This window comes from Mycobacterium sp. IDUB_17 (genome assembly GCF_055419465.1).
This window is the reverse complement of the sequence record NZ_JBVAXS010000004.1, coordinates 274565-300943: the sequence shown is the minus strand read 5'-3', so window position 1 is coordinate 300943 and position 26379 is coordinate 274565. Positions and strand designations below refer to the sequence as shown.

The window sequence follows — 26379 nt, the reverse complement described above, 5'->3', positions numbered from 1 at the left end:
AAGTGGAAACCGGCGATGTCGGTGCCGGCGCGCAGACTGCCGGCATGCTCGACCTCATCCTGCCGCTGGAGTGTGGCGGCTGCGGGGCGCCGTCGACCCGGTGGTGTGCGTCGTGTGCCGCACAACTCGGCGTCGCTGACGACGAGCCGCACCTGTTGACTCCGCGGACCGATCCGGGAGTCCCGGTCTTCGCGCTGGGACGCCACGCCGGTGTCCGCAGGCGCGCCATCGTGGCGGTCAAGGAGCACGGCCGTACCGACCTGATCACCCCGCTGGCCGGCACGCTGAGTACCGGCCTTCAGCACCTGCTGACCTGGGGCATCGTCGGCACTCCGGTGACCGTCGTACCCGCGCCCACCCGGCGTGCGGCAGCGCGTCGCCGCGGAGGTGATCCGGTCGGCCGGATCGCGACGTCGGCGGCGTCCGGTCTGCCAGATGTGCGCGTCGTACCGGCGCTGCGCCTGCGGCCGTGGGTGCGTGATTCGGTGGGCCTGTCGAGCGCCGCACGTCAGCGCAACATCGCCGGCCGGGTGCGTCTGATCCGACCGGTTGCAGGTGAGGTGGTGTTGGTCGACGACATCGTCACCACCGGGGCGACGGCCGCCGAATCGGTGCGGATGCTCACGCGCGCCGGGGCTCAGGTGTCCGCTGTGCTGGCGATTTCGCATGCCTGACGCACCCGTCATTTCGCTGCGATCAAACCCACATGAAGAACTGAAAACACGTATTTGAAATTGGTGGCACGAGTGGGTGAACACGGACTACCGTCGGCAGCAACCACCCGTGAATGACTCACGGCGGCGCTCCCGTAACGCAGCGCCACTTCACCGCTGAACGGTAGGAGGTGAGTACCCGACACCTTTCGCCGATGGGTGGAGCAAATTTTCCGGCCCGTCGGCACGATCACGATTCGTTGAGAAGTAGGGCACGCGTGAGCGTGTGACAACTGAGAGAAACGAGTTGCCGAGTATGTCAACCCATTCCCCGGAAACAAGCGCCACCATGGTGGTCGACCCCGACGAGCAGGTCGGCGACACCACCCCGGAGCCGAACGCAGAAGTTGTGGTCAAGGGTCGAAACGTCGAAGTTCCAGACCATTTCCGTATCTACGTCTCGGAGAAGTTGTCGCGCCTGGAGCGGTTTGACCGCACCATCTACCTGTTCGACGTCGAGCTCGACCACGAACGTAACCGCCGTCAGCGCAAGAACTGCCAGCACGTCGAGATCACGGCCCGCGGCCGTGGCCCGGTGGTGCGCGGCGAGGCCTGCGCTGACAGCTTCTATGCCGCTTTGGAGTCAGCGGCCGGCAAACTCGAGAGCAGACTGCGCCGCAGCAAGGACCGGCGCAAGATCCACTACGGCGACAAGACCCCGGTCTCGCTTGCCGAAGCGACCGCGCACGAGGCGGTGTTCGAAGCCCAACCGACGTCGACGGCCGACGCCGGATTGGCGGATGGCCTCGACGACCACGAGCCTGGCCGGATCGTGCGGACCAAGGAACACCCGGCGAGGCCGATGACGGTCGACGACGCCCTCTATGAAATGGAGCTGGTAGGCCACGATTTCTTCCTGTTCCACGACAAGGAGAGCGACCGGCCGTCGGTGGTCTATCGCCGCCATGCCTACGACTACGGGCTGATCCGCCTGGCGTAGTGCGTCTCGGGTAGACACGAAGAAACGAAATCGCACCTCGGAGCAATCCGGGGTGCGATTTTGTTTCTTCGCGCCAGCAGAACCAGCGACTTCGACCGGTCACCTACGATGGAGGCCAACTAAGCCCGAGCGATCCCGCCCATGGGATCCATCGAACCCACAGGGGAAATAGCGTGCTGTCGAAGTTGCTCCGTCTCGGTGAAGGCCGCATGGTCAAGCGCCTCAAGAAGGTGGCCGATTATGTCGACACCTTGTCCGACGACATGGAGAAGCTCTCGGACGCCGAGCTGCGAGCCAAGACCGACGAGTTCAAGAAGCGGATCGCCGACGGCGAGGACCTCGACGACCTGCTGCCCGAGGCGTTCGCCGTGGCCCGTGAAGCCGCCTGGCGGGTGCTGAGCCAGAAGCACTTCGAGGTCCAGATCATGGGCGGCGCGGCCCTGCACTTCGGCAACGTGGCCGAGATGAAGACCGGTGAGGGCAAGACCCTGACCGCGGTGCTGCCCGCCTACCTCAACGCGCTGGGCGGCGAGGGCGTGCACGTCGTCACGGTCAACGACTACCTGGCCAAACGCGACAGCGAGTGGATGGGTCGCGTGCACCGGTTCCTGGGTCTCGACGTGGGTGTCATCCTCTCGGGCCTGACCCCGGAGGAACGCCGGACGGCCTATGCCGCCGACATCACCTACGGCACCAACAACGAGTTCGGCTTCGACTACCTGCGCGACAACATGGCGCACTCGACCGACGACATGGTCCAGCGTGGCCACAACTTCGCGATCGTGGACGAGGTCGACTCGATCCTCATCGACGAGGCACGTACCCCGCTGATCATCTCGGGCCCCGCCGACGGCGCCTCCAACTGGTACAGCGAGTTCGCCCGGCTGGCCCCGTTGATGGAGAAGGACACCCACTACGAGGTCGACATCCGCAAGCGCACCATCGGTGTGCACGAGCTGGGTGTGGAGTTCGTCGAGGACCAGCTGGGCATCGAAAACCTCTACGAGGCCGCCAACTCGCCGCTGGTCAGCTACTTGAACAATGCCATCAAGGCCAAGGAGCTGTTCCAGCGCGACAAGGACTACATCGTCCGCGACGGCGAGGTGCTCATCGTCGACGAGTTCACCGGCCGTGTGCTGCTGGGACGCCGCTACAACGAGGGCATGCACCAGGCGATCGAGGCCAAGGAGCACGTCGAGATCAAGGCCGAGAACCAGACACTGGCCACCATCACGCTGCAGAACTACTTCCGCCTCTACGACAAGCTGTCCGGCATGACCGGCACGGCCGAGACCGAGGCCGCCGAGCTGCACGAGATCTACAAGCTGGGTGTGGTGCCGATCCCGACCAACAGGCCGATGGTCCGTCAGGATCAGGGCGACCTGATCTACAAGACCGAGGAAGCCAAGTACATCGCCGTCGTCGACGACGTGTCCGAGCGCTACGAAAAGGGTCAGCCGGTGCTGATCGGTACCACCAGCGTCGAGCGCTCCGAGTACCTGTCGCGGCAATTCACCAAGCGCAAGATTCCGCACAACGTCCTGAACGCGAAGTACCACGAGCAAGAGGCCAACATCATCGCCGAGGCCGGCCGGCTCGGCGCGATCACCGTCGCCACCAACATGGCCGGTCGCGGTACCGACATCGTGCTCGGCGGCAACGCCGACTTCCTGGCCGACAAGCGGCTGCGCGAAAAGGGCCTGGACCCGGTGGAGACCCCGGAGGAGTACGAGGCCGCCTGGGACGACACCCTGACGGCCATCAAGGAAGAGGCCGGCAAGGAGGCCGAGAAGGTCACCGACGCCGGTGGGCTGTACGTGCTGGGCACCGAGCGCCACGAGTCCCGGCGTATCGACAACCAGCTGCGCGGCCGCTCGGGCCGCCAGGGCGACCCGGGCGAGTCCCGGTTCTACCTGTCGCTGGGTGACGAGTTGATGCGACGGTTCAATGGCGCAACGCTGGAGTCGTTGCTGACCAGGCTGAACCTGCCCGACGATGTGCCGATCGAGGCCAAGATGGTGACCCGCGCCATCAAGAGCGCCCAGACGCAGGTCGAGCAGCAGAACTTCGAGGTCCGCAAGAACGTCCTCAAGTACGACGAGGTGATGAACCAGCAGCGCAAGGTCATCTACAAGGAACGGCGGATGCTGCTGGAGGGCGAGAACCTCCAGCAGCAGGCCCACGACATGCTCGTCGACGTGATCACCGCCTACGTCGACGGTGCCACCGCCGAGGGCTACGCCGAGGACTGGGATCTGGCCAAGCTGTGGGACGCGCTGAAGACGCTGTACCCGGTCGGCATCGACCACCACGATCTGGTCGACTCCGACGCGGTCGGTGAGCCCGGTGAGCTGACCCGCGAGGAGCTCCTCGAGGCGTTGATCGCCGACGCCGACCGCGCCTACGCCGAGCGCGAGAAGCAGCTCGAAGAGCTGGCCGGCGAGGGCGCCATGCGTCAGTTGGAGCGCAACGTCCTGCTGAACGTGATCGACCGCAAGTGGCGCGAACACCTCTACGAGATGGACTACCTCAAGGAGGGCATCGGCCTGCGGGCGATGGCCCAGCGCGACCCGCTGGTCGAGTACCAGCGCGAGGGTTACGACATGTTCGTCGGCATGCTCGACGCGCTCAAGGAGGAGTCCGTCGGATTCCTGTTCAACGTTCAGGTCGAGGCCGCGCCGGCTCCCCCCAGCGCTCAAGTCGCACCCGTGGCTGCGCCCAGCGGGCTGGCTGAGTTCGCTGCGGCCGCCGCGGCGAAGGCCGGGGAGGCCACGGCCGCTGATCCGGAGTCGGGTGCGGTGGCCACCAAGGAGCGCCCCGCGCCGGCGTTGCGTGCGAAGGGGATCGAGACCGAAGCACCGCCCCTGACCTACACCGGACCGTCCGAGGACGGCACCGCGGAAGTGCAGCGCTCGGGCGGCGGACGGCATTCCGCGCCGACCGGTGGTGGCACCCGGCGTGAGCGTCGTGAAGCGGCCCGCAAGCAGGCCAAGACCGGCCGGCCGGCGAAGTCGCACCGCAAGAGCTAACCCAACTGCAGCGCAGTGAGTTGCCAACGGCCACTGCGTAATTCGATACGGCCGGCGATGGCGCGCACCCGCGCCCCGCGGGTGTAGGTGGCGAACAGCTCGGCGGCCTCTGATGAGGCTGCCGGGCGCAGCCCCACCCGGCGCAGGCTCGCTGTGGTCGGGTGGCGGGACTTGGCGGCGGCGATGACTGCATCGAGCACGAGTTGGCTCATCAACGACCTCAGCTGAGCCGGCGGCCTGCGCCGATCGAGGACTTCGAGGACCCGGCGCAGTGCCATGTCGGTGAACTGCGCGGCGCCGGGCTGCAGTCGCCGTTCCGGCTCGGGAATGGCCAGCCGCAACCGGCGCGGGGTAGGCCCGTGCAGCACGGTCGGCGCCGTGCACGCCGGTGCGGCTCCCAGCGGCAGCGCGGGCGGCTCGCAGTCGATCACCGGGGCGGTCAGCGCGGTGAGTTTCGGGATGGGCACAGGCAACCTCCAGCGGTCGGCATCATGGACGACATCTGCTGGAGAGGTGCAGACCTCCCCATGATCGCATGCGTTCGGCGTGCCGAAAGCACGGATCATGGGGCCATCGGTTTCGCCGGATAACGTGACGGTGACGCACACCTCGGGCACTGACCAGGGGGACAGATGGTTGAGCCCAGTATCGATTGGCCGGCCGAGCCGCTGCGCTCGCTGATATGGACGTTGCAGGCGTGGGTGATCACCTTCGTGGTGTTCCTTGCAGTCGCGCTGCTCATCGCGAGGTTCACCCGGTGGGGACGACAGTTCTGGCGGGTCAACGCCCCGTTCTTCCGCGGCCGGGGCAGTTGGCGCACCTGGGCGCTGCTGGCGTTCATCCTGTGGCACACCGTGTATTCGGCCCGGGTGGTGGTGATCTTCACCTATCAGTACGCGGATCTGATGAATGCGATCCAGGCCGGTTCGGAGGCACTGGCCACCCACGACGCCGACAAACTGGATGCCGCGCGCCAGGCGTTCATGACGTCGTTTGCGATCAGCGGGATTCTGGTGGCGCTCACGGTGATCTACACGGTGGTCGACCTGTTTCTGCGCCGGGTCTTCTCCATCCATTGGCGCATCTGGCTCAACACCCGCCTGGTCGACGACTGGATGACCGGTGATGCGTTCTACCGCAACCGCTTCCTGGATCCTCCGGTGGAGAACCCCGACCAGCGCATCCAGAACGATGTCGAGACTGTCACCACCAAGTCGGTCGACATGAGTGTCGGGGCGGTCAACAAGTCGCTGCTGATCGTCATGTTCACCGGCGTGCTGTGGCAACTGTCGGGGCCGTTGCAGTTGGGCGGCTGGGTGATTCCGCGGGCGATGGTCTTCGTGGCATTCATCTTCTCGATCACGGTGACGGTCATCGCGTTCTGGATCGGCCGCCCGCTGGTGCGGCTGAACTTCCTCAACGAACGGTTCAGCGCCAGTTTCCGGTACGCGTTGGTGCGGTTGCGGGACAGTGCCGAGCGCGTGGCCTTCTACCGGGGCTCCGAGCGCGAACGGCGGTTGCTGCACTCCCGGTTCGCCGAGATCATCGCCAACATGTGGCGCATCGTGTTCGCCCAACTCCGGCTCAACGGTTGGAACCGCGGCGTCGGCGATGTGACGACCGGCATGATCCCCTACATCGTGCAGGCACCCCGGTTTTTCGCCGGTCAGATCACTCTGGGTGGTCTGCTGCAGACCGTCGCGGCATTCGGAAACGTCTGTGCCGCAATGGCGTTCTTCCGGGACAGCTATGACGAGTTCACCGTGTACCGGGCCGCGCTGATGCGGATCGACCAGATGCTCGACAGCGATCGCCGGGCTCGGGAGTTGCCCAGGATCGCCGTCGGTCCGACGGCGGAATCGCTGGCACTGACCGATGTGGAGGTCGGTGACCTGCAGGGGCGTCCGCTGATCACCGATCTGACGATGGTGTTGAACCCGGGGGACAGCGTGGTGGTGAAGGGACCGTCCGGGTGCGGTAAGACCACCCTGCTGCGCAGCCTGGCCGAGTTGTGGCCGCGGACAGCCGGACTGGTGGAATACCCGTCGGGATGGGCGACGCTGTTCCTGCCCCAACTGCCGTATCTGCCGCTGGGCGATCTCCGGGCCGCGGTCGTGTACCCGCTTCCGATTGCCGATGTGAGCGACAGCGAATTGCGGGACACGTTGTGCGCGGTGGCCCTCGGGCACCTGGCCGAACGCCTGGAGGAAGAAGCCGACTGGGCGTCGGTGCTGTCGCTGGGCGAACAACAGCGCGTCTCGATCGCACGGGTGTTGCTGGTGCGCCCGCGGGTGGTGTTTCTCGACGAGTCGACATCGGCGTTGGACGAGGGGCTCGAAGACGCCATGTATGGGTTGGTGCGGAAACGGTTACCCGATTGCGTGGTGGTCAGTGTGGGGCACCGGTCCACGGTCGATCGTCATCACCGGTCCCGGTTGAGCCTGGAGGGCGACGGGAGATGGGAGCTTTCGGTGATTTCGGTCTGAACTCCGGGTGGCGCCGGCGTGACCAGGAGGATGAAATTGACGGGCGGCAGTACCCGTGATGCGCGGGGACAGAATCGCCGGTTAACGTGACGGGGTTCGAGCGGAGCGAGATGGGGGAGGTTGGCGCCGCATGGTGAGCAGGCTGTCGGCTTCCGACGCAGCGTTCTACCACTTGGAGAACACCGCCACGCCCATGTACGTCGGATCCTTGTCGATCCTGCGGAAGCCGCGTGCCGGCTTGAGTTACGAGACCCTGCTGGAGACCGTCGAGCACCGTTTGCCGCAGATTCCGCGCTACCGGCAGAAGGTGCGTGAGGTGACGTTGGGCCTGGCCCGGCCGGTGTGGGTGGACGACCGGGATTTCGACATCACCTACCACATCCGGCGCTCGGCGCTGCCTTCTCCGGGCAGCGACGCTCAGCTGCATGACCTGATCGCCCGGCTGGGTTCGCGGCCGTTGGACCGGACCCGGCCGCTGTGGGAGATGTACCTGGTCGAAGGGTTGACCAAGAACCGCATCGCGATCTACACCAAGACGCACCAGGCGCTGGTCAACGGTATGACCGCACTCGAGATCGGGCACGTGATCGCCGACCGCGCGCAGAAGCCGCCGGAGTTCGGCGAGGACATCTGGATTCCGGCCCGCGAGCCCAGCGACCGCCAGTTGATGCTCGGTGCGATCGGGGAGTGGGTCACCCGGCCGACCAGCCAGCTGGCCGCCTTGCGGGACACCGTGACCGAGGTGGCAACCAGTGCCACCGAATTGGCCGCGGTGGGTCGCCGGGTTGCCGACGTGGCTCGCACGGTGGCGCGTGGCACCGCGCCCAACAGCCCGCTGAACACGACGGTCTCGCGCAACCGCCGGTTCTCGGTGGATCAGCATCGGTTGGAGGACTACCGGCTGGTGCGGGCCCGCTACAACTGCGACATCAACGACGTCGTCCTGGCCGTGGTGGCCGGCGCGCTGCGCAACTGGCTGCTGTCGCGCGGGGAGCCGGTGACCCCGAGCACCACGGTGCGGGCGATGGCGCCGATGTCGGTGTATCCGGACGCCGAACTGGACTCGTCGGGGCCGGGGCAGGCGATCAGCGAGGTCTCGCCGTTCCTGGTCGATCTCCCGGTCGGTGAGGGCAACCCGGTGGTGCGGCTCTCTCAGATCGCCCATGCCACCGAGTCGCATTCCACCGCGGCCAGCCTGGTCGACGCGCGCACGATCGTGACCCTGTCCGGGTTCGCGCCGCCGACGTTGCACGCCATGGGTATTCGTGTGGCGACGGGGTTCTCGGCGCGGCTGTTCAACCTGCTGATCACCAACGTGCCCGGGGCCCAGAAGCAGATGTATGTCGCGGGCACGAAGCTGCTGGAGACCTATGCCGTGCCGCCATTGCTGCAGAATCAGGTTCTGGCCATCGGGGTCACCTCGTACGACGGCATGTTGTATTTCGGGATCAACGCCGACCGTGACGCGATGAGCGACGTCGACGTCCTGCCGAGCCTGTTCCGTGAATCTCTTGACGAGTTGCTCGAGGCCGCCAAGTAAATCTGGCAAAACGCATGACGTGTTTGACCTGAGCTGCAATTCGCGGTCTGATGAATTGATCATGCCAGCTGAGATACGAAAAAGTAGATCCGACAAGCACACGCAAGAAGCCGACGAAACCGCAGTAAAGAAAACGCAAGGCACGCTCAAGTCGCGCGTCACCGATGTGGTGCCGCACCATCCGGCGCTCGATGTTCCGGTGGAGCAGAAGGCCTATACCCGGCGAGCCGGGGTGGACTGGGTGGTCTTCGGCGTCACCGCCGCCATCGCTCTCGCTTTCCTGGTCTGGGGATTCGTCAGCACGGATTCGCTTGCCGCGGCGTCGTCGAACGCGCTCAGTTGGGTGATGGCAGATGTCGGTTGGCTTTTCGTCCTGACCGCGTCGGGGTTCGTGGTCTTTGTGATCTGGCTGGCCATGAGCCGTTACGGCAACATCCCGTTGGGCCGTGACGACGATGAGCCGGAGTTCCGCACGGTGTCCTGGGTGGCAATGATGTTCAGCGCCGGTATGGGGATCGGTCTGATGTTCTTCGGAGTCTCCGAGCCGTTGTCGCATTTCGCCTCCCCGCCGCCGGGCACCGGCGCACCCGGCAATCCCGAGGCCGCGCAGACCGCGATGGCGACGACGATGTTCCACTGGACGCTGCATCCGTGGGCGATCTATGCGGTCGTCGGCCTGACCATCGCCTACGGCGTGTATCGCAAGGGCAGGCTGCAGCTGGTCAGTGCGGCGTTCGAGCCCCTGCTGGGCAAACGTGCCAACGGGCCGTGGGGCAAGGTGATCGACATGCTGGCGATCTTCGCCACGCTGTTCGGGTCGGCCGCCTCACTGGGGCTCGGCGCGCTGCAGATCCGCAGCGGGTTGCACATCGTCACGGGGATCGGTGAGACCGGCAATGCCATCCTGATCATCATCATCACGGTCCTGACCATCGCGTTCGTCCTGTCGGCGGTGTCCGGGGTCGCGCGCGGGATTCAATGGCTGTCCAACACCAACATGGTGCTGGCGGTGGCGATGGCCCTGTTCATCTTCGTGGTCGGTCCCACGATGTTCATGCTGGACATGATTCCGACGGCGATCGGCAGTTACCTGGGAGACCTCCCGCAGATGGCAGCCCGTACCGGGGCCGAGGGCCCCGCGGTCAGCGCCTGGCTCCAGGACTGGACCATCTTCTACTGGGCGTGGTGGATCTCCTGGACCCCGTTCGTCGGCATGTTCATCGCCCGGATCTCGCGGGGCCGCACCATCCGGCAATTCGTGACCGGGGTGCTGCTGGTGCCCAGCGTGGTGTCGCTGGTCTGGTTCTGTGTGTTCGGCGGTGCGGCCATCTTCGAGCAGCAGAACGGTGTGGACCTCGCAGGTATGGGCAGCCAGGAGCGGCAGTTGTTCAGCCTGCTCGGTGAATATCCGATCGCTACTGTCACCAGCGTCGTGGTGATGGTGCTGGTCGCCATCTTCTTCGTGTCGGGCGCTGACGCCGCGTCGATCGTGATGGGTTCGCTGTCCGAGCGCGGCACCATCAAACCGACCCGCCCGACGGTGATCTTCTGGGGTGTCGCCACCGGTGCGGTCGCCGCGGTGATGCTGCTGGTAGGTGGTGCCGATGCCCTCAACGGTCTGCAGTCGATCACCATCGTCGTCGCGGTGCCGTTCGTGCTGGTGATGATCGGTCTCGCGGTGGCACTTGTGCGCGACCTTCGCCAGGATCCGTTGGTGGTTCGTCGTCAGTACGCGGTGGAGGCGGTGAGTAGCGCCGTGGTCAGCGGTGTCACCCAGCATGGCGACGACTTCGTGATTTCGGTGGAGAAGGACCCGCAAGCCGCGGATCGAAAGGACGCCGAGGACGGCTAGGGTCGCGGTGTGCGCGTCTACATCCCGACGACTCTGGTCGCCTTGCAGCAGCTTGTCGCCGACCGCCACCTGCTCGTCGTGAACGGAACCGCCTTCGCGGTCACCCCGACGCTGCGGGAGGCCTACGCCGAGGGCGACGACGACGAACTCGCCGAGGTGGCGTTGCGGGAGGCCGCGTTGGCCTCGCTGCGGTTGCTCGCGGGTGCGGATTCGCGGCCGGACTCGGGCCTGCCGCCGCGCCGTGCCGTGGTGGTGGCGGATACGGGGGCCGATGTGGAGGTGACGATCCGGCCCGACCTCGACGACGCCGTCGTGCGGTTGTCCGGGCCGTTGCCGATCGACGCCGTCGTCGCGGTGTACGTCGACAACGCCGATGCGGAGCCGGCGGTGCTGGCCGCCGTGGACGCCATCGACGATGCGGATCTGGGGGATGAGGACGCCGAACTCACGGTGGGAGACGCCCAGGATCACGACCTCGCGTGGTACGCCCCGCAAGAATTGCCGTTCCTGCTCGAACTGCTCTGACCGACGAGGCAAGGATCTTCATGCGCGCATTCGGGCTGTTGGCGTCGATGGCGGTGATCTTGGCCAGTGTGTCGTGTTCGGCCGGTGACGGCGACACCTCATCGGCCGGATCTTCCGAGCCCGACCGACCGGCAGAGTCCGCGCCGGCGCCGCCGCCTCCGGCACCTTCTGCCGCCGGGATGGCCATCACGGACTTCCGGAACGTCAAAATCTTTGACGGCCACAGTGATCGGCTGTCCGCGCCGTCGAACGTGCGGGTCAAGGGCAACCGGATCGAGCGGATCTCCACCGAGGCGCTGCCGGAAGAGTCGGGGGCCACGGTGATCGACGGCGGCGGCCGGACGTTGATGCCGGGGCTGATCGACAACCACTGGCACACGATGCTCGTGAGGCCGCCGGTGACCCAGTTGACGACCTTGGATCCGGGGTACCTCAACCTGTTGGCCGGCGCCGAGGCCAACGACACTCTGATGCGCGGGTTCACCACGGTCCGTGATCTCGGCGGCCCGAGCTTCGGTCTCAAGCAGGCCATCGACGAAGGGGTCATCGACGGACCACGCATCTACCCGTCCGGCGCGATCATCACGGTGACCAGCGGCCACGGTGATTTCCGTACGCCCGCGGACCTTCCGCGTAATCCGGGTGGCCCGCTGTCGCGCCAGGAGGAACTCGGCGCCGCCATGGTCGCCGACAGTCCCGACGAGGTGCGGATGCGCGCCCGTGAGCAGTTGTTCCAGGGCGCGTCGCAGATCAAGCTGACCGCCGGGGGCGGGGTGTCCTCGCCGCACAGCCCGCTCGACGTCACCACCTTCACCGAACCCGAACTGCGGGCGGCCACCGAGGCGGGCGGCAACTGGGGCACGTACGTGACGGTGCATGCCTATACCCCGCAGACCATCCAGCAGGCGATCCGTGCCGGCGTCACGTGCATCGAGCACGCCCACCTGATGGATGAGGCGACGGCAAAGGAGATGGCGGACAAGAACATCTGGCTGAGCACGCAGCCCATCCCGGCCGAGATGATCGGTGCGTTCCCGCCGGGCTCCGACGAGGCCGCCAAGGCCAAGGAGATCGTCGACGGTGTCAACAACGTCTACCAGTTGGCCCGCAAGTACAAGCTCAAGACGGCCTTCGGCACGGACATCTTGTTCTCGCCGCAGCTGGCGCCGAAACAGGGTGCGCTGCTGGCCGGTCTCGGTAAGTGGTTCTCGCCCGCCGAGACGCTGACGATGGCCACCGGAACCAACGCCGAACTGCTGGCGATGTCGGGCAAGCGCAGCCCCTACGCCGGCAAGCTGGGCGTGGTTCAGGAGGGTGCACTGGCGGATCTGTTGCTGGTCGACGGCGACCCGTTGGCACGCCTGGACCTGGTGGCCGATCCGGAACGCAACTTCAAGGTGATCATGAAGGACGGGAAAACGTACAAGAACACTTTGGTGTCCTGACCTGCAACAGCAGTCGTGCGACTAGCTACGTGGCAGTAACCTACGGTACCGTAGGTTCATGGCCAAGAACTCCATCAAAGTCTCGGCCAATGTGGCCGACACGGTCCGTCCCACGATTGCCGGCGCTGCGCGGCGTCCCGGCTGGAATGCTCTCCGCCGCATCGTCGGTCAGGTGACCACCCCGCTGCTGCCCGACGATTACCTCAAGCTGGCCAACCCGTTGTGGTCGGCGCGGGAGTTGCGTGGCCGGGTCGTCGAGGTGCGGCGGGAAACGGCTGATTCCGCGACATTGGTGATCAAACCGGGTTGGGGATTCTCGTTCGACTACGAGGCCGGCCAGTTTGTGGGCATCGGTGTGCTGATCGACGGGCGGTGGCGCTGGCGGTCGTATTCGCTCACCTCGACGCCGGAGAAATCCCCTGCGGCAGGTGCGCGCACCATCACGATCACCGTCAAGGCGATGCCCGAAGGCTTCTTGTCGACTCATCTGGTCGACGGCCTGCGTCCCGGAACCGTGGTGCGGTTGGCCGCGCCACAGGGCAACTTCGTCTTGCCCGATCCGGCGCCGGCAACGGTGTTGTTCGTGACGGCGGGCTCGGGCATCACCCCGGTGATGTCGATGCTGCGCACCCTGGAGCGCCGCGACCAGATCACCGACATCGTGCATGTGCATTCCGCGCCAACGGAATCCGACGTGATGTTCGGCCAGGAGTTGGCGGCGCTGCACGATGCGCATCCCGGCTACCGGCTGCTGTTGCGCAGTACGCGGACCGAGGGCAGGCTTGATCTGGCGCAGATCGGCGACGTGGTTCCCGATTGGCGTGAGCGTCAAGCGTGGGCATGCGGGCCGGAAGGCATGCTCAACGACGCCGAGCGGGTGTGGGCGGCGGCCGGTATCGCTGACAGCCTGCACCTGGAACGGTTCGCGGTATCGCGGGCGGCTCCGCATGGCGCCGGGGGCACGGTGACGTTCGAGCGCACCGGCAAGCAGGTCACCGTTGACGGGGCGACGCCGTTGATGGATGCGGGGGAGCAGGTCGGTATCCAGATGCCGTTCGGCTGCCGGATGGGGATCTGCCAGTCGTGCGTGGTGGGTCTGGTCGACGGGCATGTGCGCGATCTGCGCACCGGTGTCGAGCATGACCCGGGCACCCGGATCCAGACGTGTGTTTCGGCTGCTTCCGGCGACTGTGTTCTGGACGTCTAGACTTTACTGGCTAGTAACCTACGGAATCGTAGGTTACGCTACCGTAGGTAATTGAGAGGAGGCTGACGATGGCAGTTACCGACGTTCCCGCATTCGCGCATCTGACCGATGCCGACATCGAGAACCTGGGCATAGAACTCGACGCGATCCGGCAGGACATCGAAGACTCCCGCGGTGAGCGCGATGCGCGCTATATCCGCCGCACCATCGCGGCACAGCGTGCGCTCGACGTCGCCGGCCGCGTCATGCTCGCGGCGAGCTCCAAGCGTTCGGCGTGGTGGGCGGGCACCGTAACCCTGGGCGTGGCCAAGATCATCGAGAACATGGAGATCGGCCACAACGTCATGCACGGCCAGTGGGATTGGATGAACGATCCCGAGATTCACTCCTCGTCGTGGGAGTGGGACATGAGCGGGGCGTCCAAGCACTGGCGGTTCACCCACAACTTCATGCACCACAAGTACACGAACATCCTCGGCATGGACGATGACGTGGGCTACGGCGTCATCCGCGTGACCCGGGATGCCAGGTGGAAGCCGTTCAACCTCTACGGCAACCTGCTGTTCAACACCCTCCTCGCGATCGGCTTCGAGTGGGGCGTGGGGCTGCAGCACCTGGAGCTCGGCAAGATCTTCAAGGGCCGCGACAATCGCAACGCCACGTTGGTCCGGGTCCGCGAGTTCGGCGTCAAGGCCGGCCATCAGCTGGCCAAGGACTATGTGGTGTGGCCGGCGCTGACGTCGCTGTCGCCCGGCGCGACCTTCAAGTCCACCTTGAAGGCCAATGCGGTGGCCAACGTCATCCGCAACGTGTGGGCCAACGCGGTGATCTTCTGCGGCCATTTCCCCGATGGCGCAGAGAAATTCACCAAGACCGACATGGTCGGTGAGAGCCGCGGGCAGTGGTACCTACGGCAGATGCTGGGCAGTGCCAACTTCGACTCGGGTCGGGCGCTGGCCTTCATGAGCGGCAACCTGAGCTACCAGATCGAGCATCACCTGTTCCCGGATCTGCCGAGCAATCGGTACGCCGAGATCGCGGTCCGGGTGCGGGCGCTGTGCGACAAGTACGACCTGCCTTACACCACGGGACCGTTCCTGGTGCAGTACGGCAAGACCTGGCGCACCATCGCCAAGCTGTCGCTGCCGGACCGGTTCCTGAAGGACACGGCCGACAACGCCCCGGAAACTCGTAGTGAGCGGATGTTCACGGAGCTCGAAGGCTACGGCGTCACCGATCCCGACACCGGACGCCGTCGTGGCCTGAAGACGGCCATCGAGACGGTGCGGGGCTGGCGCCGCAAGTAGCTTCATCCAGTTTCTTCATCGAATGTGGGCTTGTGTTCGAAGATCCGTCGGGATCGGAGAGCGCAAGCCCACATTCGTGTCTGACCGGATGCCATATTCCAAGCAATCGCCCTACGTACTCCCAGGTTCCTCGCAGCCGTCGCTCATACTCTGTCGCTCGTGAAGAGGAAGCTCGGCGCGGCTGCCATGGTGCTCTGTGCCTCGGTCGTCCCCATGGGTGCGCTGGCCACCGGTGTCGCCGCGGCCGACGATTACGCGGGCCAGAAGTACTCTGACGTGCAGTCGGCGCTGGCCGGTTCCGGCATGAAGGGTGTCATCGCGACCCGCTCCGGTGATTCGGAATCCGACGACGACTGCGTGGTCACCAGTTCGGAAAAGGCGTCCTGGCACAAGGGTGACAATTTCGCACCGGTCACCGACACCGTGCTGCTAAACCTCAACTGCAATGCCGGGGTGGCGTCGGCGAAGACGCCGGGCAACTCGGCCGCCAGCCCGGAGGGACGCGCCGCCATCGCGGCGGCCAAGCAGCAGGCCGAACAGCAGCAGCAGCAGGCAGCGGCCGACGAGGCCAAGACCAAGCACTGAGCTGGCTTGACCTCGCCGGGGCGCGTCACATATTCAGCTCCCAGACCTTCGGCCAGTCTTTCCCGCGGAACGCGGCATCGGTACCGCCGTCGATGAAGATGACCGACCCGACGAAGTAACCCGCCTCGGGGCCGAGGAGGAACGCCACCAGTGCGGCCACCTCTTCGGGCCGCCCGCCGCGTCCGGCCGGGATGGTCTTGAGGAACTGCTCCATCGCCTCGCCGGTCAGTGGGTCCTTGCGCCCCTCCTGGGTCATCGGCGTATCGATGAGCCCGGGTGCGATCGCGTTGAGCCGGATGCCTTCGGCGATGTACTCCGCGGACTTGGTGCGCGCGTAGTACGCCAGTGCGGCCTTGGTGGCCGGGTAGGCCTGCAGCGCCGCGAAATCGCCATAGGTGGAGGCGACGGTGTTGGCGCCCGCCTCGTCGCCGGCGAGGCAGGCCTCGGCCATCTCGACCGGCCAATTTGGTTGGCTGGTAGTCGAATTCGAGCTGATCAGTACCACCGAAGCGTTCTCGCGGTTGGCCAGCAGCGGGCGCAGACCTTCCAGCAGCTCGACCGCCGCGAAGTAGTTGACGGCGATCAGCAGGTGCGCCGGACGGCCGGCTGCGGCGGCCAGCCCGGCGAACGGGACGAAACCGTCGATACCGTCGCCGGCCAGCTCGGTGACCTTCGCGATCGCTTCCGCGCGCCCGTCCGGGGTGCTCAGGTCGACGTTCACGTCGGCATCGCGCAGGTCGACGCCGATCACCCGATGTCCGTCGGACTCCAGCCGTTTCTTGGTCGCAGCGCCAAGTCCCGAGGCGCTGCCGGTGAGAACATAAGTAGCCACAATCAGCGACCCTAGTGCGCCGCGGCGGTGGATTTGCGCGATGTGCCGGCCAGCGGTACGCGAGAAGCGATCAGGCTTCCTTCAGAACCGCCAACAGGCGACGAGCGGCCGCGACGCGGCCGGCCGCCGGGCCGGACAAATTGTCCAGGGCGCACTCCGGGTCGGCGGGCGGGCCCATGTGGCCGCACCCGCGCGGACAGTCGTCGATGGTCTCCGCCAGGTCAGAGAACGCCAAGATCACGTCATCGGGTTGGATGTGGGCCAGGCCGAACGAGCGGATCCCCGGGGTATCGATCACCCAACCGGTTCCATCGAGCGGCAGCGCCACCGACTGGGTGGAGGTGTGCTTGCCCTTGCCCACCCCGGATACCTCGCCGGTTGCCCGGTCTGCCTCTGGGACAAGACGATTCACCAGGGTGGATTTGCCGACCCCGGAGTGGCCGAGGAACACCGTGACCTGATCGATCAGCAGCGGGGCGACTGCCTCCAGGGGATCTTCTCGGCCGGCGTTGACGATGGTCAGGTCCAGGTCGGCAAACTGTGCAGCGAAGGGTTCCGGCGGGGCCAGGTCCGACTTCGTCAGGCACAGAATGGGTTTCAGCCCTCCGGCGTAGGCGGCGATCAGTGTTCGTTCGACGAACCCGGTGCGCGGGGGCGGGTCGGCCAGCGCCACCACGATCAGCAGCTGATCGGCATTGGCGACCACGACACGTTCGGTCGGATCGGTGTCATCGGCGGTGCGGCGCAACACTGTTCGGCGCTCACCGCGGCGCACGATGCGGGCCAGGGTGTCGGGCCGCCCGGACAGGTCGCCGACGATGTCGACGTCGTCGCCGACCACGATCGGGGTGCGGCCCAGTTCACGGGCCCGCATGGCGACCACGCGGTGATGCGGGTCGCGGTCGAGCGCACAGCCCCACCGGCCACGGTCGACGGTGACCACCATCGCCGACTGGGCATCGGCGTGGTCCGGCCGGGTCTTGGTGCGCGGACGCGAGCCTTTACCCGGCCTGATCCGGACATCGGACTCGTCGTAATCCCGCGCTCCCAAGGTGGCTTACTTCCCCCTCACAGGCGGGTCGCCCGCCAGCATCTGCGCCCACATCGACGGGAAGTCCGGCAGGGTCTTGGCCGTGGTCGCGATGTTCTCCACCTCCACACCGGGCACCCGCAGGCCGATGATCGCGCCGGCCGTGGCCATCCGATGGTCGGCATAGGAGCGCCAGGTACCGCCGTGCAGCGGCCGCGCCGTGATGAGCAGGCCATCCTCGGTCTCGCGGCAGTCGCCGCCGAGCCCGTTGATCTCGGTGGTCAGTGCCGCCAGCCGGTCGGTCTCGTGCCCGCGCAGATGCGCGATGCCCCGCAGCTGCGACGTCGCGCCGTCACGGGCCAGTGCGGCCAGTGCGGCGACGGTGGGGGCCAGCTCGCCCACATCGTGCAGGTCGGCCTCAAATCCGGGGTACCCGTCACCGTTCTGCGTCCCACTGACGTCCAGATGTGAATCACGCTGGTGAACAGTCGCATTCACCTTCGTGAGCAGGTCGAGGATCGTGTCGGCAGGCTGGATGCTCACCGACGGCCAGCCGGCGATCCGCACCGTTCCGCCGGTGACGATCGCGGCGGCCAGAAACGGCGTGGAGTTGGACAGGTCAGGCTCGATGCTCCAGTCCCGTGCGGCGACCGGGCCGGGGGACACCCGCCACCGGTTGGGGACGGAGTCGTCGACCAGCACGCCGGCGTCACGCAACATCGCCACCGTCATCGACACATGCGGGGCCGAGGGCACCGAGGTGCCGGTGTGCACGATGGTGAGCCCGTCGGCGAACGTCGCACCGGACAGCAACAGCCCGGAGACGAACTGCGAGGAGCCCGAGGCGTCGATCTCGACCGTGCCGCCGGCCACGGCGCCACGGCCGCGCACCGCGAACGGCAGCGCGTCACCATCGACATCCACCCCCAGACCGCGCAGCGCGTCGAGCAGTGGGGCGATGGGCCGGGACCGGGCCTGCTCATCGCCGTCGAACGTCACCGAGGTGGTACTCAGCGCTGCGACCGGCGGCACGAACCGCAGCACAGTGCCGGCCAGTCCGCAGTCGACCCGGGCATCGGTGGCCGGCGCGATACCGCCGCTGACCGTCAACTCGGTGTCGTCGTGTTCGGCCGGTTGCACGGTGACACCCAAGGTGCGGATGGCGTCGATCATCAGATCGGTGTCGCGGCTACGCAGCGCGCCGCGGACCGTCGAGGGGCCCTGTGCGGTGGCCAGCGCGGCCAGCACGAGCGCGCGGTTGGTCAGAGACTTCGAACCGGGCACCGTCACCGTGGCATCGACCGGGGTTGTCGTCGACGGAGCCGGCCAGTGCTCCCACCGTTCCTCACGCGCGCTCACGCACTACATCCTGCCTTGTCCGCCGATTCTGCAACCATGGGCACTATGTGTGGACGTTTCGCGGTGACCACCGATCCCGCGCTGCTGGCGCAGAAAATCCAGGCCATCGACGAGAGCGCGTCGAGCACGGCGAGCTCGGGGGACAAGGATGTCGCGGGCGCGAACTACAACGTCGCGCCCACCACGACCATCAGCAGCGTGGTCAAACGGCACAGCGAACCCACCGACGAGTCGACGCGCCGCGTCCGCTCGATGCGCTGGGGACTGATCCCGCCGTGGGTGAAAACCGCCGAGGGCGGCGGCCCCGACACCAAGGGCCCGTTGTTGATCAACGCGCGCGCCGACAAGGTCACCAGCTCACCGGCATTCCGCAACTCCGCCAAGAACAAGCGCTGCCTGATCCCGATGGACGGCTGGTACGAGTGGAAGCCGAATCCGGACGCAAACAAGAAAGCCAAGACGCCGTACTACATGTACGGCGCCGACGGTGAGCTGCTGTTCATGGCGGGGCTGTGGACCACGTGGCGCCCCCAAGGGGCCCCCAGGGACGCGCCGCCCCTGCTCAGTTGCACGATCATCACCACCGATGCGGCCGGTCCGCTCGCCGAGATCCACGATCGGATGCCGCTGACCATCAGTGCGACTGACTGGGACCGCTGGATGGATCCCGACGCGCCGATCGACGAGGGGCTGCTGCGCGGCCACGGGGATCTGGACCGGATCGCGGTTCGCGAGGTGTCGCGACTGGTCAACAGTGTCCGCAACAACGGCCCGGAGCTCATCGAGCCGGCGGGGCCCGAAGAAGAGATGGGGTTGTTTTGAGCGGTTTCGGGGGTGGCGGCGTTGATGTAGACGTCGTCGACGCGATCGGTGCCGACCTCCGCTCGGCCGGGTTCACCACCGACGGCGTGGCCGATCTGCTGGGCGCCGACGCCAACGCCGCGCTGAGCCGGGGCGTGTGGTGGCCCGCCCTGCGTGTCACCCATGCCGTGCCGGCCGACCGTCAGCGCCTGGGCGTAATGGTGCGTCTTCTGCTGTTGGGCACCGAGGAGACGCCGCCGTCGGTCGAGGCGGCGTTCCCGTCCGTCAGCCTGCAGACGTTGGCCGCCAATGGCGTTCTGGAGATCAACGGTGACATGGTGCGGGCGGCCCTGGACATCCGGCCGCACAGTGACGGCGAGCGGGACTTCTACGTGGTGTCGGATCAGGACGCTGCGGTGCGGCGTGGGCCGTTGCGCCACGACCATGTGCTGGGCATCGGTGGGGCGTCGGTGTCACTGGCCCGTGCGGTGACGCGCAACCCCGCCGGCCGCGCGCTCGATCTCGGCACCGGATGCGGTATCCAGGCTCTGCATCTGAACGCGCACTGCGACGAGATCGTCGCAACCGACACCAACGAGCGGGCTCTGGCCCTGGCGGCGATGACCGCGCGGCTCAACGGTATGGCGTGGGATCTGCGGCACGGCAGCCTGTTCGAGCCGGTGGCCGGCGAACGTTTCGACCTGATCGTGTCGAATCCGCCGTTCGTGGTGGGCTCCGGTGCCCGCGACTACATCTACCGGGACTCCGGTCTGGCCGGAGATGCGTTGTGCCAGAGCCTCATCGAACAGGTAGGCGACCATCTGCTGCCGGGCGGTACCGCGCACATCATGGCCAACTGGATCGTGCGCGACGGTAAAGAAGGCGAGACCTGGCGCCAACGTGTTTCTGGCTGGCTGGCCGGAACCGGCCTGCATGCCTGGGCGGTGCAGCGTGAACTGGCCGATCCGGTCAGCTATGTGTCGCTGTGGCTGGCCGACGCCGGCGAGGACCTCGACCAGCAGGCGCAGCGTGGCGGGCGATGGCTCGACTGGTTCGCCGAACAGGGCATCGCCGGAATCGGGATGGGCATGATCTCGTTGCGGGTCCCGCGTGACGGGGCAACACCCGAGCAGATCCTCGAGGAGATCACCGGGGCCGACGAGGCGCTCACCGGCCCGGAAGTGGATGCGTTCTTCGCCCGGCGGGCCTACCTGCGCGACACTTCCGACGACGCGTTGCTGGCGGCGCGGCTCTCCACGGCGCCGGTGTTCCTGGAGGAACAGTCGCTTCCCGGACCGGACGGGTGGCAGCAGGTCGGCGCCGCGGTGCGCCGCCCCGGCGGCCCGGCCGCGGTGATCGGAGTCGACGAGGTACTGCGGGCGCTGCTGGCAGGTTGCCGCGGTGAGGTGCCCCTGGGCACCTTGATCCAGCTGCTCGCCGCCCATCACGGGGTGGATGCCGATGCACTGGCGCAGGCCGCACTGCCGGAGGTGCGTGCGGCGATCGGTCGCGGAATCCTCTATCAGGCAGAGTGACGGGGTTCTAGAGGATTCCTCGGTTTTGTTAGAGTGTTTCTCGTGCCACCGTCCAGGGCCAAAGGTGCGCGAGACCGATTGATATCGGTTGCGCGTCGTCGTTTCGCGGCCGAGGGGACCATTGCCCCGACACTGGACGAGGTGCGGCGCGAGGCCGAGGTGAGCGTCGGATCGCTCTACCATCACTTCCCCGACAAACCCGCGTTGGCGGCGGCGGTCTACGCACAGCTCATGACCGAGTACCAGGTGGGTTTCCTGGCCATGCTGCGCGAACAAGCCACCGCCGAAGACGGGATCCGTGGCGGTGTCCGCAACCATCTGAACTGGGTGGCGGCCCACCGCGGTGAGGCGGCGCTTCTGCTGGGCGATCGGCTGGACAGCCCGGAGCTGCGTGTCGCCAACCAGAACTTCTTCGCGACCATCCGGGACTGGTGGCGCCCGCACCACGCCTACGGGGCGCTCGTCGACATGCGGCCGGGTATCACCGCCGCACTGTGGCTCGGTCCCGCACAGGAGTACGCCCGCTACTGGGTAGCCGGCGACACCGCCGACATGGACGGCGATGTCGTCGAGACATTCGCCGATGCGGCATGGAAAGCACTGCAGGCCAGACCAGTTGAGGAGGTCTCGTGATGGACAAACCCTTGTATCGCAGCATGGTGGCCGACGGGGACGACCCGGACGCTCCACAACGGATTCTCGTCGACCGCAGCGGTGATCGCGCCGTGGTGACTCTTGATGAACCCGACCGGCTGAACGTCCTGTCCGCACCGCTGGTCCGGCAGTTACGCCGGGCGCTGGAAGATCTGGCCGCCGACAACAACATTCGCGCCGTGGTGCTGACGGGCGCCGATCCGGGCTTCAGCGCGGGCGGCGACTTGCGCATGATGCGCGCAGCCATCGAGAGTCGGTATCAGGGCGAGGGAACCGCGGACGTATGGCGCTGGATACGACGCGAATTCGGTGGCATCGCTCGGCTCATCGCGGGTTCGGACACCATCTTCGTGGCTGCCCTCAACGGGCCCGCGGCCGGCGTCGGGCTGGCCTGGGCGCTGACCTGCGATCTGACCATCGCCAGTGAGAAGGCCGTCATCGTGCCCGCCTTCGCGCGCCTCGGATTGATCCCGGAGGTCGGCACCAGCTGGGCGCTGACCCGGCGGCTCGGCTATCAGGGCGCGCTTGCCTACTACCTGAAAGGTGAGCACATCGACGCCGAAACCGCGCAGCGGCTGGGGCTGGTGCACGAGGTCGTCGCTCACGAGAAGCTGCTCGAAACCGCAGATGCGTGGTGCTCGCGTGTCGTTGCGCTGCCGCCGCACGCGGTCGCGATGGCCAAACCCCTGTTGCGCGCCGCGGCCGACGCCAGTTGGAACGATGCGCTCACGCTCGAAGAGTTCGCCGAACCGACCTGCTTCACCACCGCGGCCTTCGCCGACAGTGTCGAGACCATGTTGTCCGGTAAGACACGTCCCCGCTAGACAGCTACGGCTTTTCGGTCGAAAGCTGTTGCAGGACAGCGTGGGCCGCGGTGACGCGCGCGGCGATCGGATAGTTCTTGTTCGCGAGCATCACCAGGCCGATCCGTTTGTCGGGTACAAACACGACATAGGCGCCGAAACCATCTGTAGAGCCGGTTTTGTTGAACAGCGCCGGGGTCGAGGTGGGTTGGGGCGTGAGCGGAGTAGCCGGATTCGGCTGCATGGCCATGGTGTTTGAGTTGCCTGCCAGCAGCCGGTCGAGGGTGACCGGGTAGGAATACTGTTCCCAGCCGAGCCCTTGGATCATGTCGCCTGTCTTGAAATATCCGACGTGCGTTCCTTGGACAGCATCGCGCATCGGTGCCTCAAGATCGTTCGGCTCGATGTTGGTTTCGACGAAACGGAGCAAGTCAGCCGCAGAGGACTTGACGCCGTAGGCTTCGGCATCGAAAACGCCTGGGTTCACCCGGATTGGCTCGTTGTCGGCGTTGTAGCCCCAGGCGTAGTCGGCCATCTGGGATTGCGGCACTCGGATGTAGCTGTGGTGCAACTGCAGCTTCGGGAAGATCTCCCCTTCAATAAGGTCGCTGAAGTCACGGTTCATCGCCAGTGCGGTGAGGTGGCCGAGCAGGCCGATGCTCGGGTTGGAGTATCGCCGCTGCTGCCCGGGGGTGGCATCGGGTTCCCACTGCTGAAAGTAGGTCTGCATCTGGGCGTCATCTGTGACGTCCGACGGAAACTGCAGGGGCAATCCACCCGCGGTAAAGGTGCCGAGGTTGAGCAGGTCGGCTTTGTCGATGGCGCTGCCCGTCAACTGCGGCATGTAGGTGCTGGGGTGATCAGTCAGCGAGATTCGCCCGAGTGCTTGCGCGTAGGACGCCAGTGTCCCGGTGAACGTCTTACTGACCGAACCGATCTCAAAGAGGGTATGCGGGGTCACCGGCATCCCGCTCTGTCTGTTGGCCACGCCGAGATTGAAGTAGCGCTGTTGACCGTTGGCCGTCACCGCTATGGACATGCCCGGTATGTCGTACTGGGCCATGAGCGGTCGGAACGCACGGTCCACGGTGGTCGCGAGCGCATCGGGACTTCCGGCAGCAGTCGGGCCGGCCAGTGTGCCGAGAATCATGATGACGATGAGCAATGGCGTGACCGCTTTGGTGCTGCTCCGCAACTGGCATTCCTTCTTCTCTGGAATTATCTGTCAGACAACGTGATTCATGTTTTACGGCGCGCGGTGACCACGGCATAGGGTGCGTCGAAGGCTACCCGGCCCTCCTTGTCGGCCTGTGCGCTCAGCGCGGCGTTGAACGCGTCGAGCAGGCGGCCCCGCATCGGCTCGTCCAGCCGGCTCAGCAGGTCCACATGCATCGGTGATTCGTCGGCGATGAAGCCCGCCGCGGACTCGACCGAGTCGAATTGCCAGGTATGTGAACCGGTTTCGAACTGCACCTCGTCGAACCCCGCGGCCAGCCGGGACTGCACGACGTCGAGGTCGCCCCACTGATCGGGCGAATACACCGAGGCCGGCGGCCGGCCCAGGGTCTCGACGATCGGGGTGAAGAACGGGTTGCCCGCCTCATCGCGGACCCAGGTGGAGAACGCGAACACCCCGCCGGGTTTCAGCAGTCGGGTGACCTCGGCGACCAGGCTCGTGGGCTCGACGAAGATGATGCCCATGTTCGACACCACCGTGCCGAACCCGCCGTCGGGCAGGCCGGTGTGCGCAGCGTCGGCGACCACCCACTGCACCGCATCGGCACGCGGGCGCTCGGCGGCGATGGCGATCAACTCGGCGGTGAGATCCACGCCGGTGACCTGGGCGCCGGCTTCGGCGGCTGCCAGCGCCGCGCTTCCGGTACCGCAGGCCAGATCAACAAGCTCGGTGTCACGCACCGGCCGCAACCCATCGGCTGCGGAGACGACCTCATCGGCGATGACGGCGATGCGTTCGGCGACGGCCTGGTAGCGGCCGGCGGCCCAGTTGGTGGGTCGCGGGTCAGTGAGTTGTGGGTCAGGCATGCAGACGAGCCTAGCGACGCGACGGTACCGCCTCGATCAGATCAACGAAGCCATCGAGTTCGATTAGTAAGGCGGAGGTTTGTCGAGCTCGGTGTTGAGGCGGCGTTCAGCGTTGATGCGTTGGGTGCGGGTTTGTCGGCGCGTGCGTTGGCGGACCGGCATTTTCATGTGCCGGTCGATGGTGGCCGTGGGGGCCGACTTCGCGGATGGGGCCGGGGTGCGGGTGGCCCAGTCGGGGAACAGGATCTGGCTGAAGGGTGTGGTCTGGTAGGTGTGGCCGGTCGGCGCGGTCCAGGTGTGGCTGCCGTCTGGGTGCTGGATGTCGGTCCAGCCGTTCTGGCCGGTCTCAAAGGTTTTGATCAGGTGGTGGGTTCGGCATTTGGGTCCGAGGTTGCCGGGGTGGGTGGCACCGGCGGGCCAGGGCGTGGTGTGGTCGAGGTCGCAATTGTGGGCTGCTACTCCGCAGCCGGGGAACATGCACACGAGGTCGCGCATTCGGACGAATGTGGCCAGTCTTGTTGAGGGCCGGTAGCTGGCTTGAGCCGTGAGATCGTCGGAGTTGGTGACGTGTTTGACGGTGGCGCCGGTGACGATCAGCTCCGCGAGCAGCGGTGCGGGCACGACCCCGCCGCCGAGAATGATTGCGGGAGAGCCGGTTACGGCCGGTACGCGGTCGGCGCCGTATTCGCTGAGGTCGGGTTCGCCGTGGATGCGTGGGTCCCGGGGAAGCTGCGCCGGGTCCCGGAGTGCATGTGCGGGTGGCCCGACCCCTGTGTCGGAACCGGCACCGGCATCAGTCTCGTCTTCGCCTGTGTCACCGTGCTTCTCGTCACCGTGTGTGGCCCACTCGGGCAGCATTTGTGCGAGGAGATGGATGACAACGGCACGGGAGCGGGGGTCGATGCCGGTGGCTTGGCAGTCGGGGTTGCCGCATTGGCAGGTGAGGTGGTCGGCTCCGGCGCCGAGGGCGCCCAGTGCGTCGGACCGGCGTTGCCCGATGGTGCGCGGGTCGTTGTCGCAGACTCCTCGGACCATGGTGTTGAGCAGGTTTTTGATCAGGGCTGCGTCGGTGGCCAGGAGTCGTCCCCAGATGGAGACGGTGCCGTTGGGATCGTCGGGGTCACCGAAGTGGATGTCGCGCTCTCGTGCGGCGGTGCGGGTCTTGCGCACGGCGGCGGGGTCGAATTTTTCCACCCACACATCGATGGCGTGTTCTGTTTTGGTGGCGGTCAGCGCGCCATAGGTGGTGGCGGCGCCGGCCAGGGCGGTGTCGATCAGTGCCAATGCGTCATCGTCGGTGACGAGTTGGGTGCGCCAGGTGATGGTGGAGATCACTTTGGCCGAGATGTCTCCGCGGGCGAATACGGCGGCGACCTTGGGGAGCCGTTCGCGCAATGCCTCGGCGATGCGCATCTGGGCGGAGGCGGCACCGCGGCTGAGGTTGCAGGCGGCGCCGACTGCAGCTGTGGCGGTTTCCCAGCCGTCGATCGCGCGGTAGGCGGATGCGTCGTCTTCGTCGTCGCAGTGGCGGGCCACGATCTCGGCGATGACGGCCAGGCGCCCGGCGGCTTCAACGGCTTCAGCGCGGGTGCGGTGGTCGAGGGTGTCGATCAGCGCGGCGTCAGTGAGTGCACTGAGCGCCGGCCGATCGAGCAATTCGAACACATGTTCGATGGTAGTCGTGAATTTGCAC

22 protein-coding genes are annotated in these 26379 nt (G+C 66.4%); 15 read left to right on the top strand and 7 right to left on the bottom strand.

Going from position 1 to position 26379, the window contains the following annotated elements; genetic code table 11:
* Positions 1-44: 44 nt before the first annotated feature.
* From ACZYZ7_RS18940 to secA, 3 genes are all read left to right on the top strand, one after another.
* Positions 45-674 carry a ComF family protein gene (locus ACZYZ7_RS18940; RefSeq protein WP_463741709.1) on the top strand — a complete coding sequence of 210 codons (630 nt, stop codon included), beginning with the start codon at positions 45-47 and terminating at the stop codon, positions 672-674.
* A gap of 328 nt (positions 675-1002) precedes the next feature.
* Positions 1003-1653: a ribosome hibernation-promoting factor, HPF/YfiA family gene (hpf, locus tag ACZYZ7_RS18935; RefSeq protein ID WP_167858091.1), complete on the top strand. Its 651-nt coding sequence runs from the start codon at positions 1003-1005 to the stop codon at positions 1651-1653.
* A gap of 173 nt (positions 1654-1826) precedes the next feature.
* On the top strand, positions 1827-4682 hold the full coding sequence (gene secA / locus ACZYZ7_RS18930; protein WP_463741502.1) for a preprotein translocase subunit SecA: 2856 nt from the start codon (positions 1827-1829) through the stop codon (positions 4680-4682).
* Here the strand turns inward: secA and ACZYZ7_RS18925 are convergent.
* On the bottom strand, positions 4679-5149 hold the full coding sequence (locus ACZYZ7_RS18925) for an Rv3235 family protein (protein ID WP_135453244.1): 471 nt from the start codon (positions 5147-5149) through the stop codon (positions 4679-4681). The two genes, secA and ACZYZ7_RS18925, sit on opposite strands and share 4 nt — an antisense overlap.
* 165 nt (positions 5150-5314) lie before the next feature.
* On the opposite strand from ACZYZ7_RS18925, the gene ACZYZ7_RS18920 reads away from it, so the two are divergent.
* The 8 genes from ACZYZ7_RS18920 (at position 5315) to ACZYZ7_RS18885 (ending at position 15629) form a co-directional block, all read left to right on the top strand.
* The gene (locus tag ACZYZ7_RS18920; protein WP_463741501.1) at positions 5315-7168 is read left to right on the top strand and encodes an ABC transporter ATP-binding protein/permease; all 1854 of its coding nucleotides are present in this window, start codon (positions 5315-5317) and stop codon (positions 7166-7168) included.
* 130 nt (positions 7169-7298) lie between these two features.
* Positions 7299-8708, top strand: a complete 1410-nt coding sequence (locus ACZYZ7_RS18915) for a WS/DGAT/MGAT family O-acyltransferase (RefSeq protein WP_463741500.1) — start codon at positions 7299-7301, stop codon at positions 8706-8708.
* A 61-nt stretch (positions 8709-8769) separates the two neighbouring features.
* Entirely contained in the window at positions 8770-10560 is a 1791-nt protein-coding gene (locus ACZYZ7_RS18910; protein WP_463741499.1) for a BCCT family transporter, read from the top strand.
* Between the two features lie 9 nt (positions 10561-10569).
* Complete coding sequence (locus tag ACZYZ7_RS18905; protein ID WP_135453248.1) at positions 10570-11085, top strand: DUF6912 family protein; 516 nt, start codon at positions 10570-10572, stop codon at positions 11083-11085.
* Positions 11086-11105: 20 nt separating this feature from the next.
* Positions 11106-12530, top strand: a complete 1425-nt coding sequence (locus ACZYZ7_RS18900; RefSeq protein ID WP_463741498.1) for a metal-dependent hydrolase family protein — start codon at positions 11106-11108, stop codon at positions 12528-12530.
* A gap of 58 nt (positions 12531-12588) precedes the next feature.
* A complete protein-coding gene (locus tag ACZYZ7_RS18895) occupies positions 12589-13737 on the top strand; it encodes a ferredoxin reductase (protein WP_450070257.1) in 1149 nt (382 codons plus the stop codon).
* A 68-nt stretch (positions 13738-13805) separates the two neighbouring features.
* Positions 13806-15044 carry a fatty acid desaturase family protein gene (locus ACZYZ7_RS18890; RefSeq protein WP_135453250.1) on the top strand — a complete coding sequence of 413 codons (1239 nt, stop codon included), beginning with the start codon at positions 13806-13808 and terminating at the stop codon, positions 15042-15044.
* 186 nt (positions 15045-15230) lie between these two features.
* Complete coding sequence (locus ACZYZ7_RS18885) at positions 15231-15629, top strand: hypothetical protein (protein WP_135459919.1); 399 nt, start codon at positions 15231-15233, stop codon at positions 15627-15629.
* Positions 15630-15654: 25 nt separating this feature from the next.
* On the opposite strand, the gene ACZYZ7_RS18880 is transcribed toward ACZYZ7_RS18885, so the two are convergent.
* From ACZYZ7_RS18880 to aroA, 3 genes are all read right to left on the bottom strand, one after another.
* Positions 15655-16461, bottom strand: coding sequence for an SDR family oxidoreductase (locus ACZYZ7_RS18880; RefSeq protein ID WP_450070256.1), 807 nt, complete (start codon positions 16459-16461; stop codon positions 15655-15657).
* A gap of 70 nt (positions 16462-16531) precedes the next feature.
* Positions 16532-17512, bottom strand: a complete 981-nt coding sequence (gene rsgA, locus ACZYZ7_RS18875) for a ribosome small subunit-dependent GTPase A (RefSeq protein WP_135453252.1) — start codon at positions 17510-17512, stop codon at positions 16532-16534.
* Positions 17513-17518: 6 nt separating this feature from the next.
* On the bottom strand, positions 17519-18850 hold the full coding sequence (aroA, locus tag ACZYZ7_RS18870) for a 3-phosphoshikimate 1-carboxyvinyltransferase (RefSeq protein ID WP_450070255.1): 1332 nt from the start codon (positions 18848-18850) through the stop codon (positions 17519-17521).
* Positions 18851-18895: 45 nt separating this feature from the next.
* Between aroA and ACZYZ7_RS18865 the strand changes: the two genes are divergently transcribed.
* Genes ACZYZ7_RS18865 through ACZYZ7_RS18850 form a run of 4 tightly spaced genes read left to right on the top strand, consistent with a single transcriptional unit; the run spans position 18896 to position 22664 of the window.
* Entirely contained in the window at positions 18896-19672 is a 777-nt protein-coding gene (locus tag ACZYZ7_RS18865) for an SOS response-associated peptidase (RefSeq protein ID WP_450070254.1), read from the top strand.
* Entirely contained in the window at positions 19669-21186 is a 1518-nt protein-coding gene (locus ACZYZ7_RS18860; RefSeq protein ID WP_450070253.1) for a DUF7782 domain-containing protein, read from the top strand. The genes ACZYZ7_RS18865 and ACZYZ7_RS18860 overlap by 4 nt, the downstream gene beginning before the upstream one ends.
* A gap of 42 nt (positions 21187-21228) precedes the next feature.
* Positions 21229-21819 carry a TetR/AcrR family transcriptional regulator gene (locus tag ACZYZ7_RS18855; protein ID WP_450070252.1) on the top strand — a complete coding sequence of 197 codons (591 nt, stop codon included), beginning with the start codon at positions 21229-21231 and terminating at the stop codon, positions 21817-21819.
* Positions 21819-22664 (top strand): enoyl-CoA hydratase/isomerase family protein, encoded by an 846-nt coding sequence (locus tag ACZYZ7_RS18850; RefSeq protein WP_450070251.1) that lies wholly within the window; start codon positions 21819-21821, stop codon positions 22662-22664. Before ACZYZ7_RS18855 ends, ACZYZ7_RS18850 begins: the two co-directional genes overlap by 1 nt.
* 4 nt (positions 22665-22668) lie before the next feature.
* Here the strand turns inward: ACZYZ7_RS18850 and ampC are convergent, their stop codons facing one another.
* From ampC to ACZYZ7_RS18835, 3 genes are all read right to left on the bottom strand, one after another.
* A complete protein-coding gene (gene ampC / locus ACZYZ7_RS18845) occupies positions 22669-23793 on the bottom strand; it encodes a class C beta-lactamase (RefSeq protein ID WP_450070505.1) in 1125 nt (374 codons plus the stop codon).
* 89 nt (positions 23794-23882) lie between these two features.
* Positions 23883-24686: a class I SAM-dependent methyltransferase gene (locus ACZYZ7_RS18840; protein WP_450070250.1), complete on the bottom strand. Its 804-nt coding sequence runs from the start codon at positions 24684-24686 to the stop codon at positions 23883-23885.
* 63 nt (positions 24687-24749) lie between these two features.
* A complete protein-coding gene (locus ACZYZ7_RS18835) occupies positions 24750-26351 on the bottom strand; it encodes an HNH endonuclease signature motif containing protein (protein WP_463741497.1) in 1602 nt (533 codons plus the stop codon).
* Positions 26352-26379 lie beyond the last annotated feature (28 nt).